Source organism: Rummeliibacillus sp. NPDC094406 (assembly GCF_044763875.1).
Lineage (GTDB): Bacteria > Bacillota > Bacilli > Bacillales_A > Planococcaceae > Rummeliibacillus.
In genome coordinates this window covers 240531-267043 of record NZ_JBIWGZ010000006.1, presented here as the reverse complement: position 1 = coordinate 267043, position 26513 = coordinate 240531, and the positions used below count along the sequence as shown (strand labels likewise).

Annotated in this window: 25 protein-coding genes; 18 read left to right on the top strand and 7 right to left on the bottom strand. The window is 36.0% G+C overall.

The features are described from left to right. The first annotated feature begins 71 nt into the window (after nt 1-71). The 10 genes from ACIQ4I_RS16440 to ACIQ4I_RS16395 all read left to right on the top strand — a co-directional run bounded on the left by ACIQ4I_RS16440 (nt 72) and on the right by ACIQ4I_RS16395 (nt 10910). On the top strand, nt 72-992 hold the full coding sequence (locus tag ACIQ4I_RS16440) for a S66 peptidase family protein (protein WP_403097967.1): 921 nt from the start codon (nt 72-74) through the stop codon (nt 990-992). A gap of 360 nt (nt 993-1352) precedes the next feature. Next, nucleotides 1353-2177 carry a M55 family metallopeptidase gene (locus ACIQ4I_RS16435; protein ID WP_403097965.1) on the top strand — a complete coding sequence of 275 codons (825 nt, stop codon included), beginning with the start codon at nt 1353-1355 and terminating at the stop codon, nt 2175-2177. Nucleotides 2178-2210: 33 nt separating this feature from the next. Then, the gene (locus tag ACIQ4I_RS16430) at nt 2211-3149 is read left to right on the top strand and encodes an ABC transporter permease (protein ID WP_397539979.1); all 939 of its coding nucleotides are present in this window, start codon (nt 2211-2213) and stop codon (nt 3147-3149) included. Further along, complete coding sequence (locus tag ACIQ4I_RS16425; RefSeq protein WP_403097963.1) at nt 3146-4081, top strand: ABC transporter permease; 936 nt, start codon at nt 3146-3148, stop codon at nt 4079-4081. The genes ACIQ4I_RS16430 and ACIQ4I_RS16425 overlap by 4 nt, the downstream gene beginning before the upstream one ends. A 5-nt stretch (nt 4082-4086) precedes the next feature. Beyond that, nucleotides 4087-5136, top strand: a complete 1050-nt coding sequence (locus ACIQ4I_RS16420; RefSeq protein WP_403097961.1) for an ABC transporter ATP-binding protein — start codon at nt 4087-4089, stop codon at nt 5134-5136. 55 nt (nt 5137-5191) lie between these two features. After that, the gene (locus ACIQ4I_RS16415; protein ID WP_403097959.1) at nt 5192-6817 is read left to right on the top strand and encodes a peptide ABC transporter substrate-binding protein; all 1626 of its coding nucleotides are present in this window, start codon (nt 5192-5194) and stop codon (nt 6815-6817) included. A gap of 111 nt (nt 6818-6928) precedes the next feature. Then, nucleotides 6929-7852, top strand: a complete 924-nt coding sequence (locus ACIQ4I_RS16410; RefSeq protein ID WP_403097957.1) for a S66 peptidase family protein — start codon at nt 6929-6931, stop codon at nt 7850-7852. A gap of 20 nt (nt 7853-7872) precedes the next feature. Next, complete coding sequence (locus tag ACIQ4I_RS16405; protein ID WP_403097955.1) at nt 7873-8961, top strand: dipeptide epimerase; 1089 nt, start codon at nt 7873-7875, stop codon at nt 8959-8961. A 1-nt stretch (nt 8962) separates the two neighbouring features. Beyond that, nucleotides 8963-9895, top strand: a complete 933-nt coding sequence (locus ACIQ4I_RS16400; protein ID WP_403097953.1) for a C40 family peptidase — start codon at nt 8963-8965, stop codon at nt 9893-9895. 7 nt (nt 9896-9902) lie between these two features. Beyond that, on the top strand, nt 9903-10910 hold the full coding sequence (locus ACIQ4I_RS16395; protein ID WP_403097952.1) for an ABC transporter ATP-binding protein: 1008 nt from the start codon (nt 9903-9905) through the stop codon (nt 10908-10910). A gap of 85 nt (nt 10911-10995) precedes the next feature. Here ACIQ4I_RS16395 and ACIQ4I_RS16390 read toward each other — a convergent pair whose 3' ends face one another. Further along, nucleotides 10996-11685, bottom strand: coding sequence for a B3/B4 domain-containing protein (locus tag ACIQ4I_RS16390; RefSeq protein ID WP_403098003.1), 690 nt, complete (start codon nt 11683-11685; stop codon nt 10996-10998). A gap of 62 nt (nt 11686-11747) precedes the next feature. On the opposite strand from ACIQ4I_RS16390, the gene queG reads away from it, so the two are divergent. From queG to ACIQ4I_RS16375, 3 genes are all read left to right on the top strand, one after another. After that, complete coding sequence (gene queG / locus ACIQ4I_RS16385) at nt 11748-12884, top strand: tRNA epoxyqueuosine(34) reductase QueG (protein WP_403097950.1); 1137 nt, start codon at nt 11748-11750, stop codon at nt 12882-12884. 15 nt (nt 12885-12899) lie between these two features. After that, a complete protein-coding gene (trmL, locus tag ACIQ4I_RS16380) occupies nt 12900-13373 on the top strand; it encodes a tRNA (uridine(34)/cytosine(34)/5-carboxymethylaminomethyluridine(34)-2'-O)-methyltransferase TrmL (RefSeq protein ID WP_403097949.1) in 474 nt (157 codons plus the stop codon). 397 nt (nt 13374-13770) lie between these two features. Further along, on the top strand, nt 13771-13926 hold the full coding sequence (locus ACIQ4I_RS16375; protein ID WP_403097947.1) for a multidrug ABC transporter ATPase: 156 nt from the start codon (nt 13771-13773) through the stop codon (nt 13924-13926). Between the two features lie 44 nt (nt 13927-13970). On the opposite strand, the gene ACIQ4I_RS16370 is transcribed toward ACIQ4I_RS16375, so the two are convergent. Continuing rightward, nucleotides 13971-15269, bottom strand: a complete 1299-nt coding sequence (locus ACIQ4I_RS16370; RefSeq protein WP_403097946.1) for an NCS2 family permease — start codon at nt 15267-15269, stop codon at nt 13971-13973. 154 nt (nt 15270-15423) lie between these two features. Here ACIQ4I_RS16370 and ACIQ4I_RS16365 point away from each other — a divergent pair, with 154 nt between their 5' ends. Both ACIQ4I_RS16365 and ACIQ4I_RS16360 read left to right on the top strand, forming a co-directional pair. Then, nucleotides 15424-16251, top strand: coding sequence for an aldo/keto reductase (locus ACIQ4I_RS16365; RefSeq protein ID WP_403097944.1), 828 nt, complete (start codon nt 15424-15426; stop codon nt 16249-16251). Between the two features lie 170 nt (nt 16252-16421). Beyond that, the gene (locus tag ACIQ4I_RS16360) at nt 16422-17750 is read left to right on the top strand and encodes a DUF2252 domain-containing protein (RefSeq protein ID WP_403097942.1); all 1329 of its coding nucleotides are present in this window, start codon (nt 16422-16424) and stop codon (nt 17748-17750) included. Between the two features lie 450 nt (nt 17751-18200). Here ACIQ4I_RS16360 and ACIQ4I_RS16355 read toward each other — a convergent pair whose 3' ends face one another. Both ACIQ4I_RS16355 and ACIQ4I_RS16350 read right to left on the bottom strand, forming a co-directional pair. After that, the gene (locus tag ACIQ4I_RS16355; protein WP_403097940.1) at nt 18201-18719 is read right to left on the bottom strand and encodes a thioredoxin family protein; all 519 of its coding nucleotides are present in this window, start codon (nt 18717-18719) and stop codon (nt 18201-18203) included. After that, complete coding sequence (locus ACIQ4I_RS16350) at nt 18720-19145, bottom strand: disulfide oxidoreductase (RefSeq protein WP_403097938.1); 426 nt, start codon at nt 19143-19145, stop codon at nt 18720-18722. It abuts the gene before it with no gap. 240 nt (nt 19146-19385) lie between these two features. Between ACIQ4I_RS16350 and ACIQ4I_RS16345 the strand changes: the two genes are divergently transcribed. Both ACIQ4I_RS16345 and ACIQ4I_RS16340 read left to right on the top strand, forming a co-directional pair. Further along, on the top strand, nt 19386-20501 hold the full coding sequence (locus tag ACIQ4I_RS16345) for a GAF domain-containing sensor histidine kinase (protein ID WP_403097936.1): 1116 nt from the start codon (nt 19386-19388) through the stop codon (nt 20499-20501). 14 nt (nt 20502-20515) lie between these two features. Next, a complete protein-coding gene (locus ACIQ4I_RS16340) occupies nt 20516-21163 on the top strand; it encodes a response regulator (RefSeq protein WP_397539961.1) in 648 nt (215 codons plus the stop codon). A 172-nt stretch (nt 21164-21335) separates the two neighbouring features. On the opposite strand, the gene rsgA is transcribed toward ACIQ4I_RS16340, so the two are convergent. Continuing rightward, the gene (gene rsgA / locus ACIQ4I_RS16335; RefSeq protein WP_403097934.1) at nt 21336-22415 is read right to left on the bottom strand and encodes a ribosome small subunit-dependent GTPase A; all 1080 of its coding nucleotides are present in this window, start codon (nt 22413-22415) and stop codon (nt 21336-21338) included. A 423-nt stretch (nt 22416-22838) separates the two neighbouring features. Here rsgA and ACIQ4I_RS16330 point away from each other — a divergent pair, with 423 nt between their 5' ends. After that, the gene (locus ACIQ4I_RS16330; RefSeq protein WP_403097932.1) at nt 22839-23855 is read left to right on the top strand and encodes a DUF2332 domain-containing protein; all 1017 of its coding nucleotides are present in this window, start codon (nt 22839-22841) and stop codon (nt 23853-23855) included. Between the two features lie 110 nt (nt 23856-23965). Here the strand turns inward: ACIQ4I_RS16330 and ACIQ4I_RS16325 are convergent, their stop codons facing one another. Further along, on the bottom strand, nt 23966-24862 hold the full coding sequence (locus ACIQ4I_RS16325) for a cation diffusion facilitator family transporter (RefSeq protein WP_403097930.1): 897 nt from the start codon (nt 24860-24862) through the stop codon (nt 23966-23968). Nucleotides 24863-24954: 92 nt separating this feature from the next. After that, nucleotides 24955-26307 carry a hemolysin family protein gene (locus ACIQ4I_RS16320; RefSeq protein WP_403097928.1) on the bottom strand — a complete coding sequence of 451 codons (1353 nt, stop codon included), beginning with the start codon at nt 26305-26307 and terminating at the stop codon, nt 24955-24957. Between the last annotated feature and the right edge of the window lie 206 nt (nt 26308-26513).

Genomic DNA, 26513 nt, shown 5'->3' with positions numbered 1-26513 from the left:
TACTCGCTTTTTCAATAGAATAGGTGGTAAAGTAAGGGATAGTTATATAAATTAACATAGGAGTTTTGAATATGAAAAGACGTCCACCAAGATTACAAAAAGGGGATACAGTTGGGATTATTGCCCCATCTAGTCCTCCGAATATAGAAAGATTAACAAAATCACTCGGTTTTTTAGAAGAATTAGGTTTACGTTATGTGTTAGGGAATACGATACAGCTAAATAATCATTATCTTGCAGGAACAGATGAACAACGTGCCAAGGATTTGCAAGAAATGATTGAGGATCCAACAATTAAAGCGATTTTTTGTGCGAGTGCGGGCTTTGGAGCAGCAAGAATAGCTGATAAGATTGATTACTTATTATTAGAAGAAAATCCGAAAATTTTCTGGGGTTTTTCTGACATTACATTCTTGCACAATGCGATCGGCATGTACTCAGATATTGTAACTTTCCATGGACCTACATTATCAAGTATCGGACGCGACGATGTAACAGAACGCTCGAAGCGTATGTTTAAGCAGCTATTCCAACCAGCAGAGATTCACTATGATGAAAGTATTTCACCACTTACAACTATTTGTGGTGGAGCAGCGCGTGGAGAAATCACTGGTGGTAACTTAACATTAATTGCAAATAGTTTAGGCACTAAATTTGAAATTGATACAAAAGGTAAAATTCTACTCATTGAAGATATAGGATTAGAACCTGCACAAATTGATGGATTGCTAAATCAACTAAGACAAGCACGTAAATTTGAACAAGTTAAGGGAATTGTAATTGGTGAATTTACAGAAATAAATCCGCGAGAATATGAAGATTCACCAACTTTAGAAGAATTATTTGAATCTTATTTCAAAGATCTGAATATACCAGTTGTAAGTGGTTTTAAAATTGGACATTGTGAACCGAATGTAGGTATTCCATTAGGGGTAGATGTCATTTTAGATGCAGAGAACAAAGATTTGGCAATTTTGCCAGGTGTAGAATAGCAAACGAAAGATCTAATTTTATTAAAAAATTGGATCTTTTATTTTTGAATTGTTTAACAAATATGAAGCGGAAAGCGCCATCTAGAGCGGAATACTAAATAAATACTAGAATTGAAGTACTATCTGAATTATTGATTTGTTTATTTAAATAATATTTGTATTTTTTAACTAGAAAAGCATTTATGAAATTGACTCATTAGTAAAAAATAAACATTATCCTTATTAGATATAATGAAATAAAAATGTATTTACTGTAAAAATAAAGATATGTTACATTTTCTTACTTATAAATAATTGAATATTCAGAATTTTTCTGGTAACCTATCAATAAGCAACAGGAGATTGATAGGGGGAACAAGGATGAAATATTTTCTTTCAGTAGACATGGAAGGCATTACAGGGTTACCAGATTATACGTTTGTAACATCTTCAGAACACAATTATGAAAATTCGCGAAGAATTATGACACAAGAAGCAAATGCCATAATCGAATCAGCATTTCATAATGGGGCAACAGAAGTATTAGTAAATGATAGCCACTCGAAGATGAATAATTTATTTGTTGAAGAATTGCATGAAGATGCAACACTAATATCTGGAGACTTCAAGCAATTCTCGATGGTACATAATGTAGATGCAACATTTGATGGCGTTATGTTCGATGGTTACCATGCAAGAGCTGGTCAGCCAGGTGTTATGAGCCACTCAATGACATTTAGTTTCAGAACGATGTTCATCAATGATGTAGAGATTGGAGAAATTGGATTCAATGCATACGTAGCAGGGTATTATGGGGTACCTGTTATTTTCTTAGCAGGTGATGATTGTGCATGCAAAGAAATCGAAGCGTTAATTCCTGGTGTTGTCACAGCAGCTGTAAAAGAATCTATTTCAAGATCTTGTGTTAAAACACTGCATCCGAAAAAAGCTCGCACGTTAGTTGCTGAAAAAGTAGCTGAGGCAATTGCTAAAAAGGGTGAAATTAAACCATTAACACCACCGGAAAATCCAATTTTAAAAATTGAATTCACCAATTATGGACAAGCAGAATGGGCTGCATTAATGCCAGGAACAAGAATTATTGAAGGTACAACAATCGTAGAATTTTGTGCAAAAGATATTCTAGAAGCATATCGAGCAATGTTGGTCATGGCGGAGCTGGCTTATCAAGCAAAATATTGTTAATGACATCATAGAAAGATCAAAGGGGAGATTTGTATGGTGAAATATATCATCAAACGATTTTTGATGATGGTCGTGACAGTTTTAATTATTGCAACTTTAACATTCTTTTTAATGCATGCCATTCCTGGGTCACCTTTAGATAGTGATCGAACGACGAATCCAACAATTCAAGCAAACTTAGAAAAATTTTATAAGCTAGATCAACCACTTTCAAAGCAATATTTAAGTTATTTAGAGGCCATAGTAACATTTGATTTTGGACCTTCGATTAAAAAGCCAAATGAGACTGTGAATAGTTTGATCAGCCGGGGTTTTCCAATATCATTTGAACTTGGAATGGTTACGATATTAGTCGCCGTTATATCGGGGGTAATACTAGGAACTTTAGCAGCACTTCGCCATAATGGCGTAATCGATTATTTTGCCATGACGTTTGCTGTAATAGGGATTTCGTTACCAAACTTTATCTTGGCTACATTACTAATTAAGGTGTTTGCAGGAGAGCTTGGCTGGTTCCCAGCAGCAACTTGGGAAAGTCCAAAGCATATGGTGCTACCAACACTCGCATTAGCAACAGGTCCGATGGCTATTATAGCAAGACTAACAAGAGCCAGTATGCTAGAAGTATTGACGCAGGATTATATTAAAATGGCAAAAGCAAAAGGACTAAAACCGTGGAGAATCATTGTACGCTATGCATTGCGTAATGCAATGATGCCGGTTGTAACGATTATGGGAACGATGTTAGCCGGAATTTTAACAGGAACGTTTGTTATTGAGAAGATTTTCGCCATTCCTGGTATGGGGAAATATTTCGTAGAAAGTATTAATAATCGTGATTACCCAGTAATTATGGGAACCACGGTGTTCTATAGTGCGTTTTTAGTTTTTATGTTATTCCTAGTGGATATTGTTTACGGTATTTTAGATCCACGTATCAAATTGCATAAAAAAGCAGGTGATGCATCATGACGAATGTGCACGATATTGAAGTAAAAGACGAGTGGTTTAAACCAAAGGAAAAAGATATAGCAAAAGCAGAAAATGTTGTCCGTCCATCACTTTCATATTGGGCAGATGCATGGAGACGTTTAAAGAAGAATAAATTAGCAATGTTTGGCTTATTCTTTTTAATTTTCTTAGGACTAGCTGCTATTTTTGTACCAATGTTTTCTCCACATTCAGTAACAACTACTGATTTACCAAATCAAAACAAAGCGCCGTCAATGAATAATTGGTTTGGTACTGATGAGATGGGCCGAGATGTATTTACGAGAACATGGTATGGGGCACGTATTTCATTATTTGTTGGATTAATGGCCGCTATTATTGATGTTACGATTGGCATTATCTATGGAGGAATTAGTGGTTATAAAGGCGGCAAAGTAGACTTATTTATGATGCGTATAATTGAGATTTTATATGGTTTACCACATTTATTAGTCGTGATCTTACTTTTGGTAGTCATGGAACCAAGTTTAACAACGATAATTGTCGCATTAACGATTACCGGTTGGGTTGGTATGGCTCGAATTGTACGTGGTCAAGTATTACAGATTAAAAATTATGAGTTTGTAACGGCTTCTAAATCATTTGGGGCCAAAACATTCAGAATTATTAGAAAAAATTTACTCCCAAATACAATGGGACCTATTATTGTTCAAATGACATTAACAGTACCTAGTGCAATCTTCGCAGAAGCATTCTTAAGTTTTTTAGGTTTAGGTATTCAAGCACCCTATGCTAGTTGGGGGGTAATGGCGAATGATGCATTGCCAGTTATTTTATCAGGTTACTGGTGGAGATTATTCTTCCCTGCATTATTTATAGCGATTACGATGTTTGCATTTAACGTTTTAGGTGATGGGTTGCAAGATGCTCTGGATCCAAAACTTAGGGGGTGAGAGGGATGACAAGTAAAACGCAACAAAGCGATGAACAACTTCAAAATCTCTCTACAGCAGTTGGTAAGAAGATTCTAGAAGTTCAAGATTTACATGTAACCTTTAAAACTTATGGTGGTGAAGTTCATGCTGTTCGGGGCGTAACCTTTGATCTGCATGAAGGAGAAACGCTCGCTATAGTAGGAGAATCCGGTTGTGGGAAAAGTGTAACATCTAATGCCATTATGGGGTTGATCCCTCAGCCTCCAGGCAAAATATCGAATGGCAAAGTATTTTTTAAGGGTAAAGATTTAGCGAAGTTAGATAAAAAGGCATTACGGAAAATCCAAGGAGTAGATATTTCAATGATTTTCCAAGATCCTATGACGGCGTTGAATCCAACTTTAACAATTGGGGAGCAGCTAACAGATGGTCTTAGAACCCATAAATCGATTAGCAAAGCTGAAGCCAATAAAAAGGCGATAGAAATATTAGATTTAGTAGGCATTTCAAATCCGAAAGAGCGCCTAAAACAATTTCCTCATCAATTTTCAGGTGGGATGAGACAGCGAATTGTTATTGCAATAGCATTAATTTGCGAACCGACATTATTAATCGCAGATGAACCAACAACTGCTCTTGATGTAACAATTCAAGCACAAATTCTTGAGATATTTGAAGAAATTCAACAAAAAACTGGCGTCTCTATTATTTTAATCACACATGATTTAGGCGTAGTAGCGAAAATCGCAGATCGTATTGCTGTTATGTATGCAGGCAAGATTATCGAAATCGGTACGAAACGTGAGATCTTTTATCAGCCGACTCATCCATATACAAAGGGCTTATTAAATTCAGTACCACGACTAGATTTGTTGGAAGAGGAACTAGAACCAATAGAAGGAACACCTCCAGACTTATTTGCACCACCAAAAGGATGTGCCTTTGTAGCACGTTGTCCATTTGCGATGGAAGTGTGTGATTATGTACAACCGGAGACAACTTATCTATCTACAAGTCACTATACAGATTGTTGGCTGCAAGATGCACGATCAAAGGGGTTATTTGATAAATAGGTGATGGGCACTTAGTGCTTCACATAAATATAAAAAGGGGAAAGAGGGGAAATGTATGAAGAAAAAATGGCTTCCGTTAGTATTCATTTCGATGCTGATTCTTGTATTAGCAGCATGTACAGCAACCAAAGACGCAGGTAAATCAAAAGACACATCAAGTGATGGGAAAAAAGGAGAAAAGGTTTTACGATTAAATAACAGTGTTGAACCAAACTCATTTGATCCTTCTGTAGCATTTGATGCAGTGTCATGGGCCCCATTAAATAACTTAATGGAAGGTCTAGTTCGTTTAAATGACAAAAACACGCCTGAACCAGCAACAGCAGAGAAAATTGATATTTCAAATGATGGATTAACGTATACATTTACACTTCGAGATAATGCAAAATGGTCAAATGGTGATAATGTAACTGCTGGTGATTTTGTTTACGGATGGAAACATATGCTAGATCCAAAGACAGCTTCTCCCGCGGCATTTTTAGCCTATGTTATTGATGGTGCTGAAGCATACAACACTGGTAAAGGCAAAGCTGAAAAAATTGCAATCAAAGCAAAAGACGATAAAACGTTTGTCGTAAAATTAAACGCGCCTACTGAAGCTTTCTTGAACATTATTTCAAATCCAAGTTTCTTCCCAGTAAATGAAAAGGTGGCGACTGAAAATCCAAAATGGTTTGCAGAAGCAGATTCATTTGTTGGTAATGGTCCTTTCAAATTAGCATCTTGGGAACACGATTCTAAAATGGTATTTACAAAGAATGATCAATATTGGGATAAAGATACTGTGAAATTAGACAAAGTTGAATGGGCAATGGTTAATGATACAAACACTGAATATCAAATGTATCAAAACGATGAGCTGGATATTTCATCTGTACCATCAGAACTTGCTGCAGAATTGAAAGACAATAAAGAACTTAAGATTGAAGACCAAGCAGGCATTGCTTTCTATCGATTTAATGTAGACAAAAAACCATTTACAAATGAAAAAGTTCGTAAAGCATTTGCTTTAGCTGTAGACCAACAAAACATTGTGGACTATGTAACAAAACAAGGCCAAAAAGCTGCACATGGTTTCGTAAGTTATGGCATCTCAAATTCAAAAGGTGAAGATTTCCGTGAAGCAACTGGCGATCTAATCACTTTCAACAAAGACGAAGCGAAAAAACTACTTAAAGAAGGTATGAAAGAAGAAGGTTGGTCAAAACTACCGGCCGTTACTCTTACCTATTCTACTAGCCCGGATAATCAGAAAATTGCTGTTGCACTTCAAAGTCAATTTAAAGAAAATCTTGGTGTAGATATTAAACTCAAAAATGTTGAATCAGGCGTATTTATGACAGAACAAAAAGAGTTGAAACACCAATTATCACGTTCATCATTCTTATTTGACTATGCAGATCCAGTGAATGCAATTGAAAGCTTTATCACAGGTTCTTCTATGAACCGTACAAACTGGTCAAATAAACAATTCGATAAATTAATTGCTGATTCTAAAAAAGAAAAGGATAATGATAAACGTTGGAAAATGCTTCAAGACGCAGAAAAAATATTAATCGATGAAGCGCCAATTGTTCCACTTTATTTCTACAATCAATTAACGTTGCAAAAACCGTCTGTAACTGGTGTTGTTCGTCACCCAGTAGGTTACTTAGAGCTTAAATGGGCAGATAAAAAATAACAAAATTGCGGTGTCACCATGTGGCACTGCTCTTTCTCTCTTAAATAAGATGATAATTTTTTATGAGTCTTACCTTATCGTTTTATTTATGAAAGAAAGGGAGGTAATAAAATGAAACGTCAACCAAAGAAATTACAGCCTGGGGATACAATCGGTATTATTGCACCTTCAAGTCCACCGAATTTAAAGAGTTTAGAGCATTCATTGGATTTTTTACAAAAGCTAGGTCTTAATTATAAATTTGGAGAATCGCTGTTCCAAGTAAATGGCTATCTAGCTGGGTCAGATGATGAACGATTAAACGACCTACATCAAATGTTCGCAGATCCGAGTATTGCAGGTATTATATGTGCTTGTGGGGGATACGGAGCGGCTCGCTATACAGATCGCATTAATTTTGATTTAATCGCTCATAATCCAAAAGTATTTTGGGGATATTCAGATATTACATTTCTACATACAGCCATTGGGAGATATTCCGATTTCATAACATTTCACGGTCCAATGCTCGGATCAGATGTCGGAAAAGATTCATTCAAGGAAAAATCCGCAAAGATGTTCGAGCAATTATTTGAGCCAACCGTACTCCAATATGATGAGTCTTTTGCATCTATTGAAATGTTTCGTCCAGGACAATGCCAAGGGGAGTTAACAGGGGGTAATCTTAGCTTGTTATCAAATGGAATCGGTACAAAATATGAAGTGGATACAAAAGGTAAAATTCTTATTATTGAAGATATAGACGAGGAACCATATCGAGTTGATTGTATGCTAAATCAGCTTAGACAAGCAGGGAAATTTGATAATGTTGCAGGTGTTATTATTGCTGACTTTAGCCATGCAGAACCAGCAAAACGAAAGGTTTCATTGACATTAGATGAAGTATTTGAACATTACTTTGGTAAGCTTTCAGTTCCAATCGTGAAAGATGTCAAGATTGGGCATTGTCAGCCACATTTTGCAGTCCCACTTGGAGCAAATGCATTTTTAGATGCGGATGAAAAAACAATCACAATACAACCAGGGGTTCAATAACAAAACGGGGTGGAGAAAAAATGATCATTCGTTCAATCGAAACGTTTCAAGTAGCAGTACCTTTGAAGAAAGCTTTTAAAACAGCATTACGCACGGTTACTGTCGCAGAAGCAATTTATGTTCGTATTCAATTAGATGATGGTAGAGAAGGATTTGGGGAAGCGCCACCAACACATGTTATTACAGGGGAATCATTAGCAAGTATTCAATTTGCAATTGAAGAGGTTTTCAAACCTTTGTTGATAGGAAAAGATTTACGTTATCATGAGCAACTTTTCCAATCACTTCATCGTTCGATGGTTCATAATACGAGCGCAAAGGCAGCTATTGATATGGCATTATACGATTTATTGGCACAAGAGGCTGACTTACCTCTTTATCAATATTTAGGGGGTGCAAGATCCGAATTAATAACGGACTATACGGTTAGTGTGAATGAGCCAATTGAAATGGCCCAGGATGCAATAAGTTATGTACGTTCTGGTTTTCAAATTTTAAAGATAAAAGTTGGTATTGGCGAAATTGAAGAAGATATTAAGCGAATTAAAGCAATTCGCAAAGCTGTTGGCGTTGATATAAAACTGCGCTTAGATGCAAACCAAGGTTGGACAGCAAAAGAAGCGGTTAGAGCAATCGGACAAATGGAAGACGAACAACTGAATATTGAATTTATTGAACAGCCTGTATTAGCCCATGACATCGAGGGATTAAAGTATGTAACGGATCATACATTGACCCCAATTATGGCTGATGAAAGCGTATTTTCTATTTATGATGCAAAACGAGTTATTGAAATGAGAGCAGCTGATTTGATTAATATTAAATTGATGAAAGCTGGTGGCATATATCAAGCTTTGAAAATTGCTTCTTTAGCTGCAAGTCATGATATGAAATGTATGACAGGGAGTATGATAGAAACGAAGTTAGGGGTTGGAGCAGCTGCTCATTTTGCAGCGAGTCAATCGAATATCATTCACTATGATTTTGATGCACCATTGATGTTAAAAGAGGATTTGCTTGAGGGGGGCATTCAATATGATGGCTCTAAGATAACTTTTGATCCCTCACCAGGATTAGGAATTGTGCGGATTAACAAAGGGGGAAATTAATATGACAGCTTTAAATAACCTTTGGCGTTGTGCAGTGCCTGTAGCTACTATATGGACATCACCAGCATCTGCACGTGATATTGATGTGGACGGTACTGGTAATCCTGTAAACCTTGTAAAATGGCTTGAAGCCTTGCAGTATAAGGAAAGGTTAGACTTATGTGAGGCGAATCGTGTGCAAACACAACTACTTTATGGAGAAGAAGTGATTGTAGATGAGATTATTGACGATTGGGCAAAAATTGTTGCAATTCATCAACCATCTACCAAAGATCAACGGGGATATCCGGGATGGGTTCCTTTAACACAATTAATTGAGAGTAATGGTTCAGAATCAAAAAAATATGCCATCATTACAGCTGATAAAGCTCAATTATGGACAGAGGATGAAATGCCGTTACTGGTACTACCTTTTAATACAATTCTTCCATTACGAGACGAGAGTTTAAAATACTATCATGTTGATACACCAAATGGTAAAGCATATTTAAGTAAAAATGGAGTAGAAATCACATCTAGTAGAGCAACTGGAAATCCTACGACCATGGAGCAAGCTGTTATTAAAGGCACAGCATTCCTGGATTTACCTTACTTCTGGGGAGGCATGTCATCATACGGTTATGATTGCTCAGGTTTTACATATAACATGGCAAAAGCATCTGGAATCATTATTCCAAGAGATGCAGGGGAACAAAAAGAAGCAGGTCAAGCAATTGACAAAGAAAATCCAGATGAATGGCTAATTGGTGACTTACTATTTTTTGCAAACGACTTTGGTAGAGCACCTGTGCGACATGTAGGATTTTACTTCGGGGAAGGGAAAATGATTCATTCTCCGCAAACCGGAAAGACTGTCGAAATTATTCATTTAACTGGCACAAAGTTCGAAGAGGAGCTTTGTGGAGTAAGTCGATATCAAGCAGAACTGGGGTGAAGACATCATGACGAAGGAAGTTTTATTATCAGTAGAAAATTTAAAAAAACATTTCGATCTAGGAAAAGGCAGTACATTAAAAGCTGTTAATGGCATCAGTTTTGATATCTTAAAAGGGGAGACATTTGGGCTTGTTGGCGAATCTGGATGTGGGAAGTCAACAGCAGGTCGAACTATTTTAGGTCTATATAATCGTACTGAAGGTAAAGTTTTATTTGAAGGCAAAGATGTTCATGAACAATCTGGCAATGAACGCGATCAAATGTTGAAAAATATGCAGATGATTTTCCAAGATCCATATGCTTCTCTAAACCCAAGATCCACTGTTTTTGAAATTATCGCTGAACCGATGGAAATCCATGGATTGTACAAAGATAAAAGTAAGTTACGAAATCGTGTTTACGAACTATTGGAGGATGTAGGTTTAAATAGAGAGCATGCCAATCGTTATCCGCATGAGTTTTCAGGCGGGCAACGGCAACGAATTGGTATTGCTAGAGCTCTTGCGTTAGATCCAGAATTTATCATTGCTGATGAACCGATTTCAGCATTGGATGTGTCAGTTCAAGCATCTGTTGTTAAACTATTACAACGTTTACAAAAGGAAAAAGAACTAACTTATTTGTTTATCGCTCATGATTTGTCGATGGTCAAATATATTTCAAGTCGTATTGGGGTTATGTATCTAGGCCAGATGGTAGAATTGACGACTTCAGAGCAACTTTATCATGAACCGCTCCACCCATATACACAAGCATTATTATCTGCAATTCCTATTCCAGACCCGGATATAGAAGAACAAAGAGAACGTATTATTTTAAAAGGGGAATTACCAAGCCCAATTACTCCACCATCAGGCTGCGTATTCCATACTCGTTGCCCAATGGCCCATGAAGTTTGTAAGCATGTTGAACCAAGATGGAAAGAAAAGGAGCCGGGACATTTTGTTGCTTGTCATTTATATGATGATGATGTGATGAAAGCAGAGAAAGAAGCTTCTACGACAGAAGTGTAAAATAGTAAAAGCACTCTACCATGTAGAGTGCTTTTCATTTTCATATTAATGATCATAAATTTTTCAAAAAGGACAGGTCAATCAGCTATATTTCCACATGTGCTTGTTCATTGGTTAGTATTGCTGCCGTATAGTCTCCACCATGGATTTGAGAAAACATCTTACCGGCAGCATCCAATAGCTCTGTACATTCCTCTTTGGATACAGATGGGCGAAGATAGAATATTTGAATAGCATCAGTTGTGTTTTCCGTAACTGAGGTACGTTTTGAATCGACAAACGGACTACCAAATGGTCCTTCAGTATCTCTTGAGTAGGCGATATTCTTCAATGAATTATAACGGCCATTTAATCCTTCATAGCCTGTTTTTTCATCTCCAAGTGCAATCGTAATATCACCATCTAGTAAATTGCCATCGTAAATACCAATTGGAATTTCGTATTGAAGCGAAAAGAAATTATTTAAATCAACAGCTGAATGGAAGGGCGTTAAATAATTTTGCTTTGATACACGGCGCATTAAGCTTTCTGTAGAATGGCGATAACGATTTTGGTCAGCACCTAATGCTTTCCAGGTAGTACGCCATTCTTTAATGCCAGGTCTTTCGGTAACTGGTTGTTCTTGTAATTCCAAATATAGGTTTTCTTGATACAACTGTGTTCGACCTTTAATCATTTGAGGAGATTCTGCTACGACAATTTTGGTATAATGGATAATGCCGATTTTAAATGTAGGTACTTTATTTGTTATGGATGAGTCCAATGTAATTTTAATCACTATACATCACCTAATCATATATTTTTTTCCAGTTTATCATAGAGAGGGAGTGAAACCAAATGAACATCATCGAACTAAAGCAACAAGTAATGGCCTATGCAAAAAGCATTGGTATCGATAAAATTGGTTTTACTTCTGCATCACCATTTAGCGAACTAAAAAATCGTTTACGCCGCCAACAAGAGTTAGGATATCAATCTGGTTTTGAAGAATCAGATATTACAAAGCGTACAGAGCCGCAGTTGTTGTTAGAAGAAGCGGAAAGCATCATTGCAATCGCTATTGCTTATCCATCTAGAATGAAGGATGCTCCTCAAGGAAAAAAAGGTGCAAGAAGAGGGATATTCTGTCGTGCATCATGGGGGACAGATTATCATACAGTTTTACGTGAAAAACTCGCTTTACTAGAAGCTTTTCTTCAGGAAAAGGTACCTGGTTGTCGTCTACGTTCAATGGTTGATACAGGTGAATTATCAGACCGAGCTGTTGCTGAACGTGCAGGGATTGGATGGAGTGCAAAAAACTGCGCCATCATTACACCTGAATTTGGATCTTATGTCTATCTGGGAGAAATAATTACCAATTTGCCATTTGAATCAGATGAACCGATGGAAGATCAATGCGGAGATTGTCGCCTTTGCATAGATGTCTGCCCAACTGGTGCACTTGTACAAGGTGGTCAACTTAATTCACAGAAATGCGTCGCTTATTTAACCCAAACGAAGGGCTTTTTACCAGATGAATACCGTGCTAAAATAGGAAACCGTATATATGGCTGTGATACTTGCCAAACCGTTTGTCCAAAGAATAAAGGGAAACTTAATTGGATCCATGATGCGCTTCAACCAGAACCTGAAATTGCAAAGCCATTATTAGAACCTCTACTGACAATTTCTAATCGTGAATTTAAAGAAACCTATGGACATATTTCAGGCTCGTGGAGAGGGAAAAAGCCAATTCAACGCAATGCGATTATTGCACTGGCACATTTTAAAGAAACATCAGCTTTACCTTCTTTAATAGAAGTTTTCCAAAAAGACGAGCGTCCAGTTATTCGAGGTACTGCAGCATGGGCAATTGGCAAAATCGGTGGAGAAGGTGTAAAAGAAGTATTACAAGAAGGCTTACTTCATGAAGAAGATGAAGAAGTTCAAATGGAAATTCAAAAAGGTTTAACATTTTTAGCAAAAAAATAAAGGAAGTGTCTCGAAGTGTCTTTACACATCGTATTATATCAACCAGAAATTCCAGCAAACACAGGGAATATTGCAAGAACTTGTGCAGGAACGGATACACATCTACATCTAATTCGTCCATTGGGATTTTCAACAGATGATAAAATGTTAAAAAGAGCAGGTTTAGATTACTGGAATAGCGTCAATATCAAATATTATGACTCAGTAGAAGAATTTTACGAAAAGAATACTGGTGGTTCAATCTACTATATTGAAACTTTCGGTACGAAACCTTATTCTGACTTTGACTTTAGTAATCCTGAAGAAGAAATTTACTTTATGTTTGGGAAAGAAACAACAGGTATTCCGAAAGAATTAATCCAAGATCATCAAGATAAATGCTTAAGAATTCCACAAAGTGAAAATGTGCGTTCATTAAATTTATCAAATACAGCAGCGATTGTTATTTTCGAAGCCTTACGTCAACAAGGTTTCAAAGGAATGCACTAATTATGTTATTGTTTTTTTATCAAAAGTACCAGCTCAATAACTAATATCAACAATTATATATATAAAAAGAGGGCAACCATTATAGGTTGTCCTCTTTTTAAATGAAAAAAATTATTTGTTAGAAGCACCTTGTTTGTCTTCATAACCAGCAGTAAAAATTGCAACTAAGAATGACAAAATCACACCAAGAATTAAAATTAATTTCATGGAAGTACCCTCCTAATGATAATGAAAAAGTTCTCTTCAAGTATAGCCTAATTTATAGGGAAATGATACGTCAATTGTATTTTAAATATGGCGGAAATCGCTCATTGTTCGTAAATGCCTTATGATGCATAACCCTTATGATAACAGGGAATAGATAATGACATACTAGTGATAAAGGAGATTGATGACAATGAGTAAAGATAAGAAACAAATTGAAAATGGGTCGATGGCAACTTCATTTGAAGATGTTCAAGCACTAGGAAAGCAGATGGAAAAAAGACGTGAAGAAACTGAATTAGAAAGAGTTGGACGTGATCAAGACCCTGAACAATTTGATGATAAATAGAAAAGAGTTGTCCAAAAACTGCTTTTGGACAACTCTTTTCTGTATTAATGTTGTAAGAAAATTAGTTGAATCGCAAATAATATTGCGAAGATATATAACAATGGATGAACTTTCTTTGCTTCACCTTTTACGATTTTCAAAATTGGGTAGGCAATAAAACCAAAGGCAATCCCAGTTGAAATACTCGATGTTAAAGGCATGATTAAAAGGATTAGGAAAGCAGGAAAAGCTTCATCGAATTGATGCCACTCAATGTCTTTTACTGAAGAGATCATTAATGTACCGACAATCACAAGCGTTGGTGATGTAATTGCAGCTACACCAGAAACAGATCCTACCAAAGGTCCAAAGAAGGAAGCAATGATAAATAGGATAGCAACCGTTAAAGTGGTTAAACCAGTACGCCCTCCTGCAGCAACACCTGCAGAAGATTCAACAAATGCTGATGTTGGGCTTGTACCAAACATCGCTCCGATTGTTGTGCCAAGTGAATCAGCTAATAGAGCTTTACGTGCACGTGGTAATTCATTTCCCTTCATCAAACCAGCTTGCTTCATAATCCCAACAAGTGTACCAGTTGTATCGAACAAAGTGACTAAGATGAATGAAAAAACAACTCCGTATAAGCCGTAATGAATGACGTCACCAAAAGCATCAAGTGGATTCCAGATCAAAATATCATTTGGTAAATGAGGCTTAGCTACGACTTTATCAATTTTTAGTTGACCAGTAAATGAGGCGACAATCCCTGTAACAACCATACCGATAAATAAGGCACCTCTAACATTACGAACCATCAAAATAACCGTAATGATTAAACCAAATAATGTTAACATAACGCCTGGAGAGGTTAAATCTCCTAGAGCTACTAAATTATCTTTATTTGCAACAATTACGCTACCCATTCGTAAACCTAAAAAAGCAATAAATAAACCGATACCGGCAGTAATCGCACGTTTTAAGTTTTCGGGAATAGCAGTAATAAGCTTTGCACGAAGCGGAGTTACCGATAAGATAATGAAAATAATACCTGCAACAAATACAGAAGAAAAGGCAGTCATGTAATCAATCTTACCGTTAGAATTTAAAACAACAGAGGTGAAATATGCGTTTAAGCCCATACCTGGTGCAATCGCAATCGGATAGTTAGCACATAGTGCCATCCATAAAGTACCGACAACAGCAGAGATAATGGTTGCCATAAATACTTGGTCTACAGGAACTCCTGCATCTGATAAAATAGCAGGGTTCACGACAATAATATATACCATGGTAAGAAACGTTGTAATACCAGAAATAATTTCAGTTTTAACGTTTGTGCCATTTTCTTTCAGGTGAAACAATGAAATACCTTCTTTCTAAAATCCGAACATTTGAAACAACATTTAATATAATATTCGCTTTTGTGTAAGATTGCAACCCTTTAAAAAAAGTCGTTATTCTCGAAATACTTTGACAATGTCTGTATAATAAGATTACCCAAAAGGAGGTAACGACATGTACTCAATAACATCAACAAAAAAATTACATAATGGTATTGAAATGCCTCGATTCGGATTAGGTGTATACAAAATGGATGATCCAGAGGAAGCATTTAATTCAATTAAAAAAGCACTAGACACTGGCTATGTCGCAGTAGATACAGCAGCTTTCTATAAAAATGAACAACAAGTTGGAGAAGCTCTTCGTGCATCAAATAAGAAAAGAGAAGATATATTCATCACTTCAAAAGTTTGGAATACCGACCAAGGCTATGATGAAACATTAAGAGCGTTTGAGAAAACATTAACTGAACTTAATACAGATTATTTGGATTTATATTTAACACATTGGCCAGTTCCAGAGAAATTTGCAGAAACTTATCGTGCGATTGAACGACTTTATGATGAGAAACTAATCCAAGCAACAGGCGTTTCAAATCATGAAATACATCATCTCGAGAAATTATTTGCTTCAGCTAACATCAAACCAATGGTCAATCAAGTAGAATTGCATCCGTACCTTTCACAAGTAGAATTGCGCAATTACTGTAAAGAAAATGATATAGTCATCACCGCATGGTCACCACTAGGTCGTGGTCACGTGTTACATGATGAGACAATTGCAGAAATCGGTTCCAAATTCGGTAAATCTATTGCACAAACAATTATTCGTTGGCATCTACAAAGTGATCATATTGTTATACCAAAATCAGTGACACCAAGCCGTATTGAAGAAAATGCAAATGTATTTGATTTTGAACTAACTTCTGAAGATATGGCAACAATTGATACCATTAATCGCAATGAGCGATTTGGATCACATCCAGATCATTTTAAGTATTAATAGGGAAACCTTTCTATGGAGTTTTTAAGATAAATTAAAGATGACTTTTTGTTCAAATTGGAACGAGAAGTCATCTTTTTTCGTACCCTTTACATGGATATTTTTAGTAGTGATACTAGATATTTCGTTGTAAGATAAAGGTAGTTAGTGAATAAAAAGGAGAGAGAACGATGAAGTTATTAGTAGATCGTGTACAGCATACGAGACGCACATTACGTGAGTATATGTTAGAAACAATATTTAATGAATTTGATGTGGAATGTATGGGATTAGATGATGACAAACGTAAAGTGAAATATGGGGAAATGATAGAAAGCCCATTCCGTTTCTTCCGAGGCAGTGCCTATTTGTTTTATTATGATGTAACTAAAATTCCATTTCCTTACAATACACCGATAGATAAGCCAGCTTGGATTCAAGGGGATTTGCATATGGATAACTTTGGTTGTTTTCAAAATGAAGCAGGTGAAATTGTTTATGATGTGAATGATTTTGATGAAGGCTATGTTGGATCTTATTTGTATGATGTGTTTCGAATGGCGGTCAGTATCGCTTTGTATACAGATGCGGAAGGGCTAAGTGATGCTGAACAAAAAGCACGTATTGCTCACTACTTACATAGTTATTACAAACAATTGCAGCGCTTTAAAGAGAATATAGATGATCCATTGACGTTAACGTTTACGCAAGAGAATACAAAAGGCCCTGTAAAAAAAGTATTGAAGAAACTTGGAAAAAGACAACGTGATCATTTATTAACAGACATCACATATATCAATGAAGAAGGAAAGCGCGTTTTCAACTGGAATGAAGAAATCCAGCCTGTAACAGATGAAGAACTAAAGAAAACTCAAGCAGTTATGAAACAATATTTCTTGACAATTGATCCGGAGAACAAGCAGGATCCTTCATATTATCAAGTAAAAGACGTTGCACGCAAATACGGTACAGGCACCGCTTCGATTGGTCTAAGTCGTTTTTATATTCTTATTGAAGGTGGACAAGAAGCGGGTGGTACGGATGATTTAGTATTAGAAATGAAAGAAGTGCGTACTTCCATTCCTGCTTATTTCTTACCATATAGTGATGTGTTCTGGAAAAAACATGCACATCAAGGGGAGCGTGTAGTTGCAACTCAAAAGGCTATGCATCATTTAGAAGATCCTTATTTAGGTTATGTGACTATAGAAGATAAACATTTTTACATTCGTGAACGCTCACCGTATAAAAAGAAAGTAAAAGCAGATAAGCTTGTTACATTAAAAGACTATGACCAAACACTAAAAACGATGGGGCGCGTTACTGCAAAAATTCATGCGCGAGCTGATGCGGACATTGAATCTGTACTATTAACACATCATAGTGAAGTTGAAATTATAAAAGCCATTGGCAATGTCGATCAGTTTGTTCGTCATATTACATATGCTGCTGTTAATTATAAAGAGCAAGTGAAATATGATTACACATTGTTCTGTCAATGGGTACAAGAGAAGTATTAAAAAGCTATTGCCTTCGTCTTAATAAAATCTAAGGGCTATCTAAAAGTGATTGTCTACACTTTTAAGATAGCCTCTTTTTGCGTTATAACTAGTTAGTTTAGCTCTGTACTATCTGTTGGGGGATACAAACAATTGGTCATAATAAAACTACTCAAATGGGCTTTTTGAAGAAGCAGGAGCAAGCGTTAGCGAATGAGGAGGATCGGCAGTGAGTCAATGTGTCATTTGCGACGAAGCTAGCGAAGCGATACAGGAGCATGTACCAGAACAAGTTTATAAGATAACTTGAAATATTCCCCCAGCATTTGTTATAGAACCATTAATTTTGAGTGTAAGGTGCCCAATGAGAAGCTGAAAATATGAACTTGAGAAAATTATTGTATTAAAAAAGTACATTGCCCATTAAAAAGCAATGTACTTATTATAAAGAAGAGACTTTTAAGACTAAATTTATTTACCCTTCAGAATGGTTGCCTCAAAGAACTTTTTAAATGTATCTTCGGTCTGCTCACCAACTACACGTAACTGTTCTTTTCCGTCTTTGTAGTAAACCAGTGTTGGTGTACCTTCGATACTATATTGATCCCATCCTTGTTCAAATTCAAGAAGGTTAAACTGATCAATATGTACACCCATATCTTTTGCAAGAGGCATTAAGATTGGTGTGATTTTATGACAGTGTATACAATCGGATTTAAAGAAGTAAACCATTGTTTCTTTCCCGCTTGCAATTTTCTTTTCTAATTGATCAGGTAAAATTATATTTTGATAATTTTTATCCTTTAAGATATCAACTGTTGCTGGGTTTAAATCTGTTTTACCATAAGGATTGTTTGCTAGCTTGTCTTCATCAGACTTGGTTATAAAGTATAGGACTCCAAAAGCTGCAATAATAATAAACCCAATGATTAATAATATTGTAAGCTTATTATCCTTTTTTTGTGCAGTGGATTTGTTTGAGTTTGCCAATTATTTGTCCTCCTTGAGTGCTTTTAACATGTAAAAGCTTGTACCTGCTATTAAAATAAATGCTACGAGTGAAAGGAATGGGATGGTAATAAAAGCAAACCAGTTAATATAATCAGATGTACAAGGTACTCGGCCACAAGTAATAGCGGATTCTTGTAAAGCTGGTATTTTTTGAATACCATAATGATACAATGCTATGCATGCACCTAAACAAGAGAATATGGCGCTTGTTACTGCAATACGAGCATTCCTTTGAACATATGCGACTGCTAAAATGATGACAAGGGGATACATTAAGATACGTTGGAACCAACATAACTTACATGGTTCAAAATGCTGAACTTCAGAGAAATATAGAGAACCCATCATAGCGATTAGTGATACAACCCACATAAATAGAAGGCTATTCTCCAGTTTTTTTGACATATGAAATCTCCTAGTATTAGTATATTTCTTTTCCGATTATAGATGTAATACAAATCGTTGTAAATTATTTATACTCGAAAGTGGATTTTATTCCCATTCTATCATAGCTTGTTTCAAAGCAAAAGTATAATTCCTTCTCGGTCAAATTACTGAGATGTAAATCATGGGAAGCGATGGAGGGCAGTGGTATGATAGAAGGAACAATAGAAATAATGGGCATCCGAGAATGGAGGCTTTTTGATGAAACCTACAGATCACTCAAATATTAGTTTATTAAAAGAAATTGCAGAATTATTAAATGAAGAAACTGAAATGCAACCAATGCTACTAGGAGCACTACGCAAGTTTTTGGAAGGTACCAATTTTGAAACTGGCTGGATTTTTTTTGTGAATGGTAGAGGGCGACATGAAATGATTGCGCATGTAAATTTACCACGTGCGTTAGAACAGAATAATTGCCAGTTTTTGAGCAAAGGTGGTTGTTGGTGCATATCCAAATATCGTAATCAGGAATTGTTAAAGGCATCTAACATAATCGAATGCCAACGGATTGAAAATGCAACTACAGCTTGTATTGGAGATTGTGCAGGAATTACGCATCATGCAACTGTACCTTTGCAATCTGGACAAGAGCGTTTTGGTTTGCTCAATGTTGCCTCCCCTAATACAGTACGCTTTTCAGATGATGAGCTTGCATTACTCGAATCGGTTGCTTTCCAAATGGGTTCAGCGATTAAACGAATTCTGTTAACAAAACAAGAGCAGGAAATGGCACTTGTTCAAGAACGAAATCGGCTTGCAAGAGATTTACATGATTCAGTTAATCAGTTATTATTTTCTGTTACTTTAACATCTAGAGCTGGAATTGAAATGTCAGAGCAACCTGACATTAAAGAAACGTTTAAAGAAGTTCAAAATCTAACACAGGAAGCATTAACCGAAATGCGGGCACTAATCTGGCAGCTTCGTCCAAAAGGACTTGAAAGTGGCTTGATGGAAGCGATAAAAGGATATGCAGAAATGTTGGGGTTGCAACTAAAAGTAAAAGTTTCTGGTGTACTACAATTGCCTTCGCGTATTGAAGAAACACTTTTCCGACTAACACAGGAAGCACTCAATAATGTAAGAAAGCATGCAGGAGTAAAAGAAGCAGAAATTTTTATCACAATAACACAAACAGATGTATTACTTGTTATAAAAGATGAAGGTAGAGGATTCCAAGTTGACTCTCTCGTAAAGTTACCATCAATTGGTTTGCAAAGTATGCGTGACCGTACAAACGCATTGGGGGGAACGGTTGATTGGGTGAGTAATTTAGGAAAGGGTACGGAAATCTTAATCCGCCTACCTTATTAAAGGGGGATATGTGAATGATTAAAGTATTAATAGCGGATGATCATCATGTTGTCAGAAGAGGATTGCTATTCTTCCTTAAAACTCAGAAGGATATTGAGGTAATTGGGGAAGCAAGTAATGGCAAGGAAGCTGTTGAGCTAACAACTGAATTACATCCTGACATCGTGTTAATGGATTTAGTAATGCCAGAAATGGATGGTATTCAAGCAACAAAGCGAATTAAGGCTAAATTTCCTGAGATACAAATATTGATGCTGACAAGCTTCTCTGACAGAGATCATGTTGTACCAGCGATTGAAGCAGGAGCAGCAGGATATCAATTAAAAGATATCGAGCCAGATGAACTTGTTTTAGCTATTCGTCGTATCATAGCAGGGGAAAATATTATTCATCCTCAAGCAACAACTCAGCTTATTCGTAATCGCGAAATGATGGAAGAACTTCCACATGTCAAACATCCACTTACTCCTAGAGAGCAAGATGTATTAGCAGAGCTTACGAAGGGAAAGAGCAATAAAGAAATTGCATCATCACTATTTGTGACGGAAAAAACAGTGAAGACGCATATCTCGAATATCTTTGCAAAGCTTGAAGTACAAGACCGTACACAAGCAGCTCTATATGCAGTAAAGCACGGATTGACTGAGACTAGTGAAATATAAGTAAAAGGCAACTCGTATGATACGGGTTGCCTTTTTTAGATGTGAAAACAGATGAGTAGTGTCAATTAGGTTGCAAGTGAGAGCCAGAGTCGTGCAAAAAAATCTATAAGATTAATTGAGACATACAATGCTCTTTAGAATGAAGAAAAAGGATAGAAAAGCATTGTTCACACTATCTTTTTTTGCCACTCTTATTTCTGATTTGCTTCGTAACTTGTTTCCATTTATTTCTCTCAGCTGCTTGAGCCTGCGCATTTGTTTTTCTTTCGATATAAGCGAGTTCACGTTTTAACTTAAAATAGTTGTCGTATCTTTCTTGCTCGAGTGTACCTTCTTCAATGGCTGCAAGTACAGCACATCCAGGCTCTTTTTTATGTTCACAATCTCGAAAGCGACAATGTGTTGCGAACGATTCGATATCGCTAAAACCACTGTCGAGGCTATCTGTATTATTCCATAATTGGAATTCCCGCATTCCGGGTGTATCTATGAGTAAACCTCCATGTGGTAATTGGAAGAGTTCACGATGTGTAGTCGTGTGGCGCCCTTTGTCATCATCCTCCCGAATCATTTGGACAGTCATCACATCCTGCCCACAAAGTGCATTGGTCAATGAAGATTTGCCAACACCTGAAGAACCTAGTAAAGCAGCTGTTTTGCCATCAGCTAGCAATTGATGTAATTCGTCAATTCCTTCACCTGTAAAGCTACTAACAGTATAAACAGGAACGCCAAAGCAAATTGTTTCAACTTGACTTAAATAACTTGATACATCATTACATAAATCCTTCTTTGTTAAGATAATGATGGGGTTTGCACCCGAGTCGTATGCGGCTATTAAATACCTTTCTAATCGTCGTAAGTTAAAATCTTTGTTCAAGCTCATAGTTAAAAAAACATGATCTACATTAACGGCAATGATCTGTTCTTCAACGGTAAATCCAGCTACTTTACGCGAGAACAGCGAAGTGCGCGGAAGGATTGAATGGATAATACCTTTTTCTTCTCCTGGTAGCTGTTCTAAAACGACCCAATCACCTACCGCAGGAAAGTCACGACGCATTTGAGCATTATATTGGAAATGACCGGATGGCGTAGCAAGCCATTCCCCAAATTCAGTTATTACCCGATAAGAATGTTTATGTTCTAATAAAACACGACCGATCGTTACATTTTTATGTGGACTTGCTATTTGATACATATCATATTGGTCTTGCCAATTATTATTCCAACCGAAATTTGTTAAATTCATTTTTCTTCCTCCTATTGTGTGTAAGCGGGTGTTCCGCTTTTAAATAAAAAAACCTGTAACTGCAAATTGGCAGCTACAGGTTATACGCACAATAAAAGAAAGCATACTTAGATAGTATACGAAAAGTGAGCGTACTGTAACAAACCAATTTGCATAATTTCAATGCTTGATAAAATTGTCATAATACCTCACCTCTTTCTTTTTCAATAAGTTGATAACAGAATACCAACACTTAACATAATTGTCAATGGTTTTAAATCTAATTTTTCCGAAATAACAATGTAAATAATAACTCATCTTTCGACCTATTTGATTAAAAATCTTAATTAAATCATTTAAATTTATTTAATTTACTAAATTATACAATTAATTTATAGTGTTATATAAGATGTGCATCTGATAAATAATGGAAGGGTGAAATGTATGGTTCGAAATCTAAGTGAAACTTTCCGTCGTTTCGCAAAAAATGAATGTGAAAACTCAAGTGAATTATATGAATCACTTTCTTATCAAATTGCAGAGGATGTTGATCTAATTCAGCTAGCTAGTTTTATACCTGAAGGACAGCCAGTACCCAATCTATTTTTTGCAGCAACTCAATATTTATTAATAGATTCACAAGATTATTTGAAAAATTTCTATGCTTCCTTTACAGAAAACCTATTTTCAATAAATGGAGTCTTTCCTTACTTTAAAAATTTTGTTCTAGCCAATCAGGAGGAGCTTAAACAGTTATTTCGAACAAAACTTGTGCAAACAAATGAAGTAAGACGTTGTGCTTATTTATACCCAATGTTTGCAGATATATACGAAAAACATCAAATGCCCTTAGCACTTATAGAAATTGGTACAAGTGCAGGCTTACAGCTAGGTGTGGAGCAATATCACTATCTTTATAACAATGAAATACAAGCAGGTAATCAACAAAGCTTGTTAACAATCAATTCTCAAAATCGAGGAAAAGCGTTACCAGCATCTATTACGAGAAATCCTGTAGTTCAAACACGTATCGGCATGGATTTAAATCCTATTGATTTGAAAAATACAAATGATTTGAAATGGTTACAAGCACTTATTTGGCCAGAACATCATGAAAGAAGAAATCTATTTAATAAGGCTGCTACAATAATCAAAAATTTAGATATCCATTTTATTCGTGGTGATGCTGTGGAACAAATTCAATCAATTTGTGAACAAATACCACAAAATCAACTAATTGTGGTATTCCATACTCATGTTGCCAATCAAATTCCACCAGCAGCTAAAGTTGAACTTATCGAAAAATTGAAGGGAATTAGTACAAAACGTCCTCTATATCATTGCTACAACAACATGTACGATACTAATCTTCATCAAGATTACATCGTAGCTAATAAAATCCATTCAGAACGTGTACTGGGGAAAACAGATGGGCATGCAAGATGGTTTACATGGGTATAAAATGTAATAAGAGAGCGATATAAATAAATGAAAAGTCGATTTCCTGATATTCAAGAAATCGACTTTTATTTCACCTAAATAATTTTACTGCAATGTATTATTAATTGGTTCTAAAAAAGATTGTGCTCATGTTCGCGTGTTAAACCTTCTGGTTCTATATGGACAAGTACAACAGCAAAAGGTTTAGCACGACGAATTGTTTTTTCGATTTCTTCCGTAATATGATGACTTTGCCACACATTAAGTGCTGGATCTACGGTGACAGTGAGATCAGCGAAAATCAAATTACCGTGATTCCGTCCTTTAAAATCAACTAGCTGAATGACACCATCTACGTTTTTAACAAGCACAGATAGGGTTTCCAACTCTTCTTCATCAAATCCATCTGTTAACGTATGTACAGCATCAAAGAAAATATCATAAGCTGTTTTTATGATTAGACATCCTACGGCAAAAGCAGTAATGGAATCGATAATAGGAAAACCAAAAATGGCACCGAAAATACCAATTGAAGTACCAAAACTTACCCAAGCATCTGAACGATTATCATAAGCCGCTGCCTTTACGGCAGAACTTTCAATACGTTTTGCTAATCTAATATTGAAAAGGTACACCAAATACATCACAACGCCACTACCCAGTGCAACAAATGCTGTCAATAATGAAGGAGTGGGGTGGTTATGATCGATAAAGCTTTTTCCAGCATTAAAGAGTACTTGAAAACCTACAACAGCCATGATAAAGGAAGCAATAAGTGAAGATATCGTTTCAGCACGTAAATGACCGTAGTGATGGTCTTTATCTGGTGGCTTTTGAGAAATTCTTAATCCGATTAGAACAGCTACAGATGCGATAATATCTGTTGTATTATTTAATCCATCTGCTTTCAGAGCAGTAGAATGTCCGATAAAACCAATGGCTAATTTGACAGAACTGAGAATAAGATAGGTGAAAATACTGAGCCAGGCACCTTTTTCCCCTTCTCTTAAATTTTTATATAAGTCCACAATGTTTCCCCCTTGCAAAAGTTTCAGACAAGCGAAAACGACGCACACTTTAATTTAAGTGTGCGTCGTTCGTTGTTTAGTTAAGGTGAAATTTAAAATTCATTTGAATCAGTAGGGTCGTTATCTTGAACGTTTTCTGCTGATTCCTCTGGAAGCTTAATGACTTCTAGATAAAGAATATGGTGACCATCTAATTCTTTGATGATGAATTCATAACCTTGGTCAGTGATTTTTTCGCCTTTTACAGCATCGAAATCTTTTGTCATGAACCAGCCACCAATTGTATCGATGTCATCTTCTTCGATATTAATACCTAAGAAGTCATTAACATTTTCGATTAACATTTTGGCATCTAAAATAAAGTGGTCTTCTTCAATTTTACGGATTTCAGGGATTTCATCTTGGTCGAATTCATCTCGGATATCACCGACAATTTCCTCGATAATATCTTCAATCGTAACAAGACCAGAAGTACCACCGTATTCATCCATTAAAATTGCCATATGGATACGTTCACGTTGTATTTTTAGAAGTAAATCACTTATTGGCATTGTTTCAAATACACGAATAATAGGTTGCATATATTCAGTAACCGGTTTTGAACCGTTTTCTGGATCTTTAATATAAGCAGTTAGAAGATTCTTCATATTGACCAGACCAATAATATGGTCTTTATCACCATCAATAATTGGGTAACGAGTATATTGTTCTACACCCATTACTTCAAATACTTCTTTTAATGTTAATTCTTTTTCAATACCAATGATTTCAGTACGAGGTACCATGATTTCTTTGGCAATACGATCGTCGAATTCAAAAATGCTATTAACATATTTATATTCAGACTGATTAATCTCGCCGCCTTTTAAACTATCAGATAAGATGAGTCGTAATTCTTCTTCACTCATTGCGACTTCAGAATCTTTCATTCCTTTTAAGCCAAATAAGGCAGCTAAGCCATTGGCTGATGAATTTAGGATTTTGATGAATAAGTACATTACATTATGGAATATGATTAAAAAGCCAGATATATTAAGTGCTACACTTTCTGCCTTTTGAATCGCTAATGTTTTTGGTGCTAACTCACCCATAACTACGTGTACAAATGTCACAATAGAGAATGATAGGATAAATGATAGGATTGTAGTAATACTATCATTTAAGTTTAGTAGGTCAAATAATGGCTCTAGTAGTATTGCAACTGTGCCTTCCCCTAACCACCCTAAACCTAAAGATGTAATGGTAATCCCTAGTTGGCAGGCAGATAAATATTCATCTAAATTTGTGACTACCTTTTTTGCTTTTAATGCTTTTTTGTTACCTTCAGCGATAAGCTGATCAATTCGAGTTGTTCTAACCTTTACGATAGCAAACTCTGTTGCTACGAAAACTGCTGAACATGCGATCAAGACAGCAAATGCTGTCAACCGTATGGCTATGTCCAAAGACTTCCTTTGTTCCAAGACCCAAATGAGGGGGAGAACAAAGTGTACACCTCCTGTGATAATAAAAATATTTAAGTATGATAATCATAAGATATTTATCGAAAAAAAACAAATTATCTAGATGTTTTTGTCAGTATTTCTCACATTTTCTACCTAATTATAAGTACTTTAAGGGAATATTATGAGTAAATGAGTAATTTTAGTAT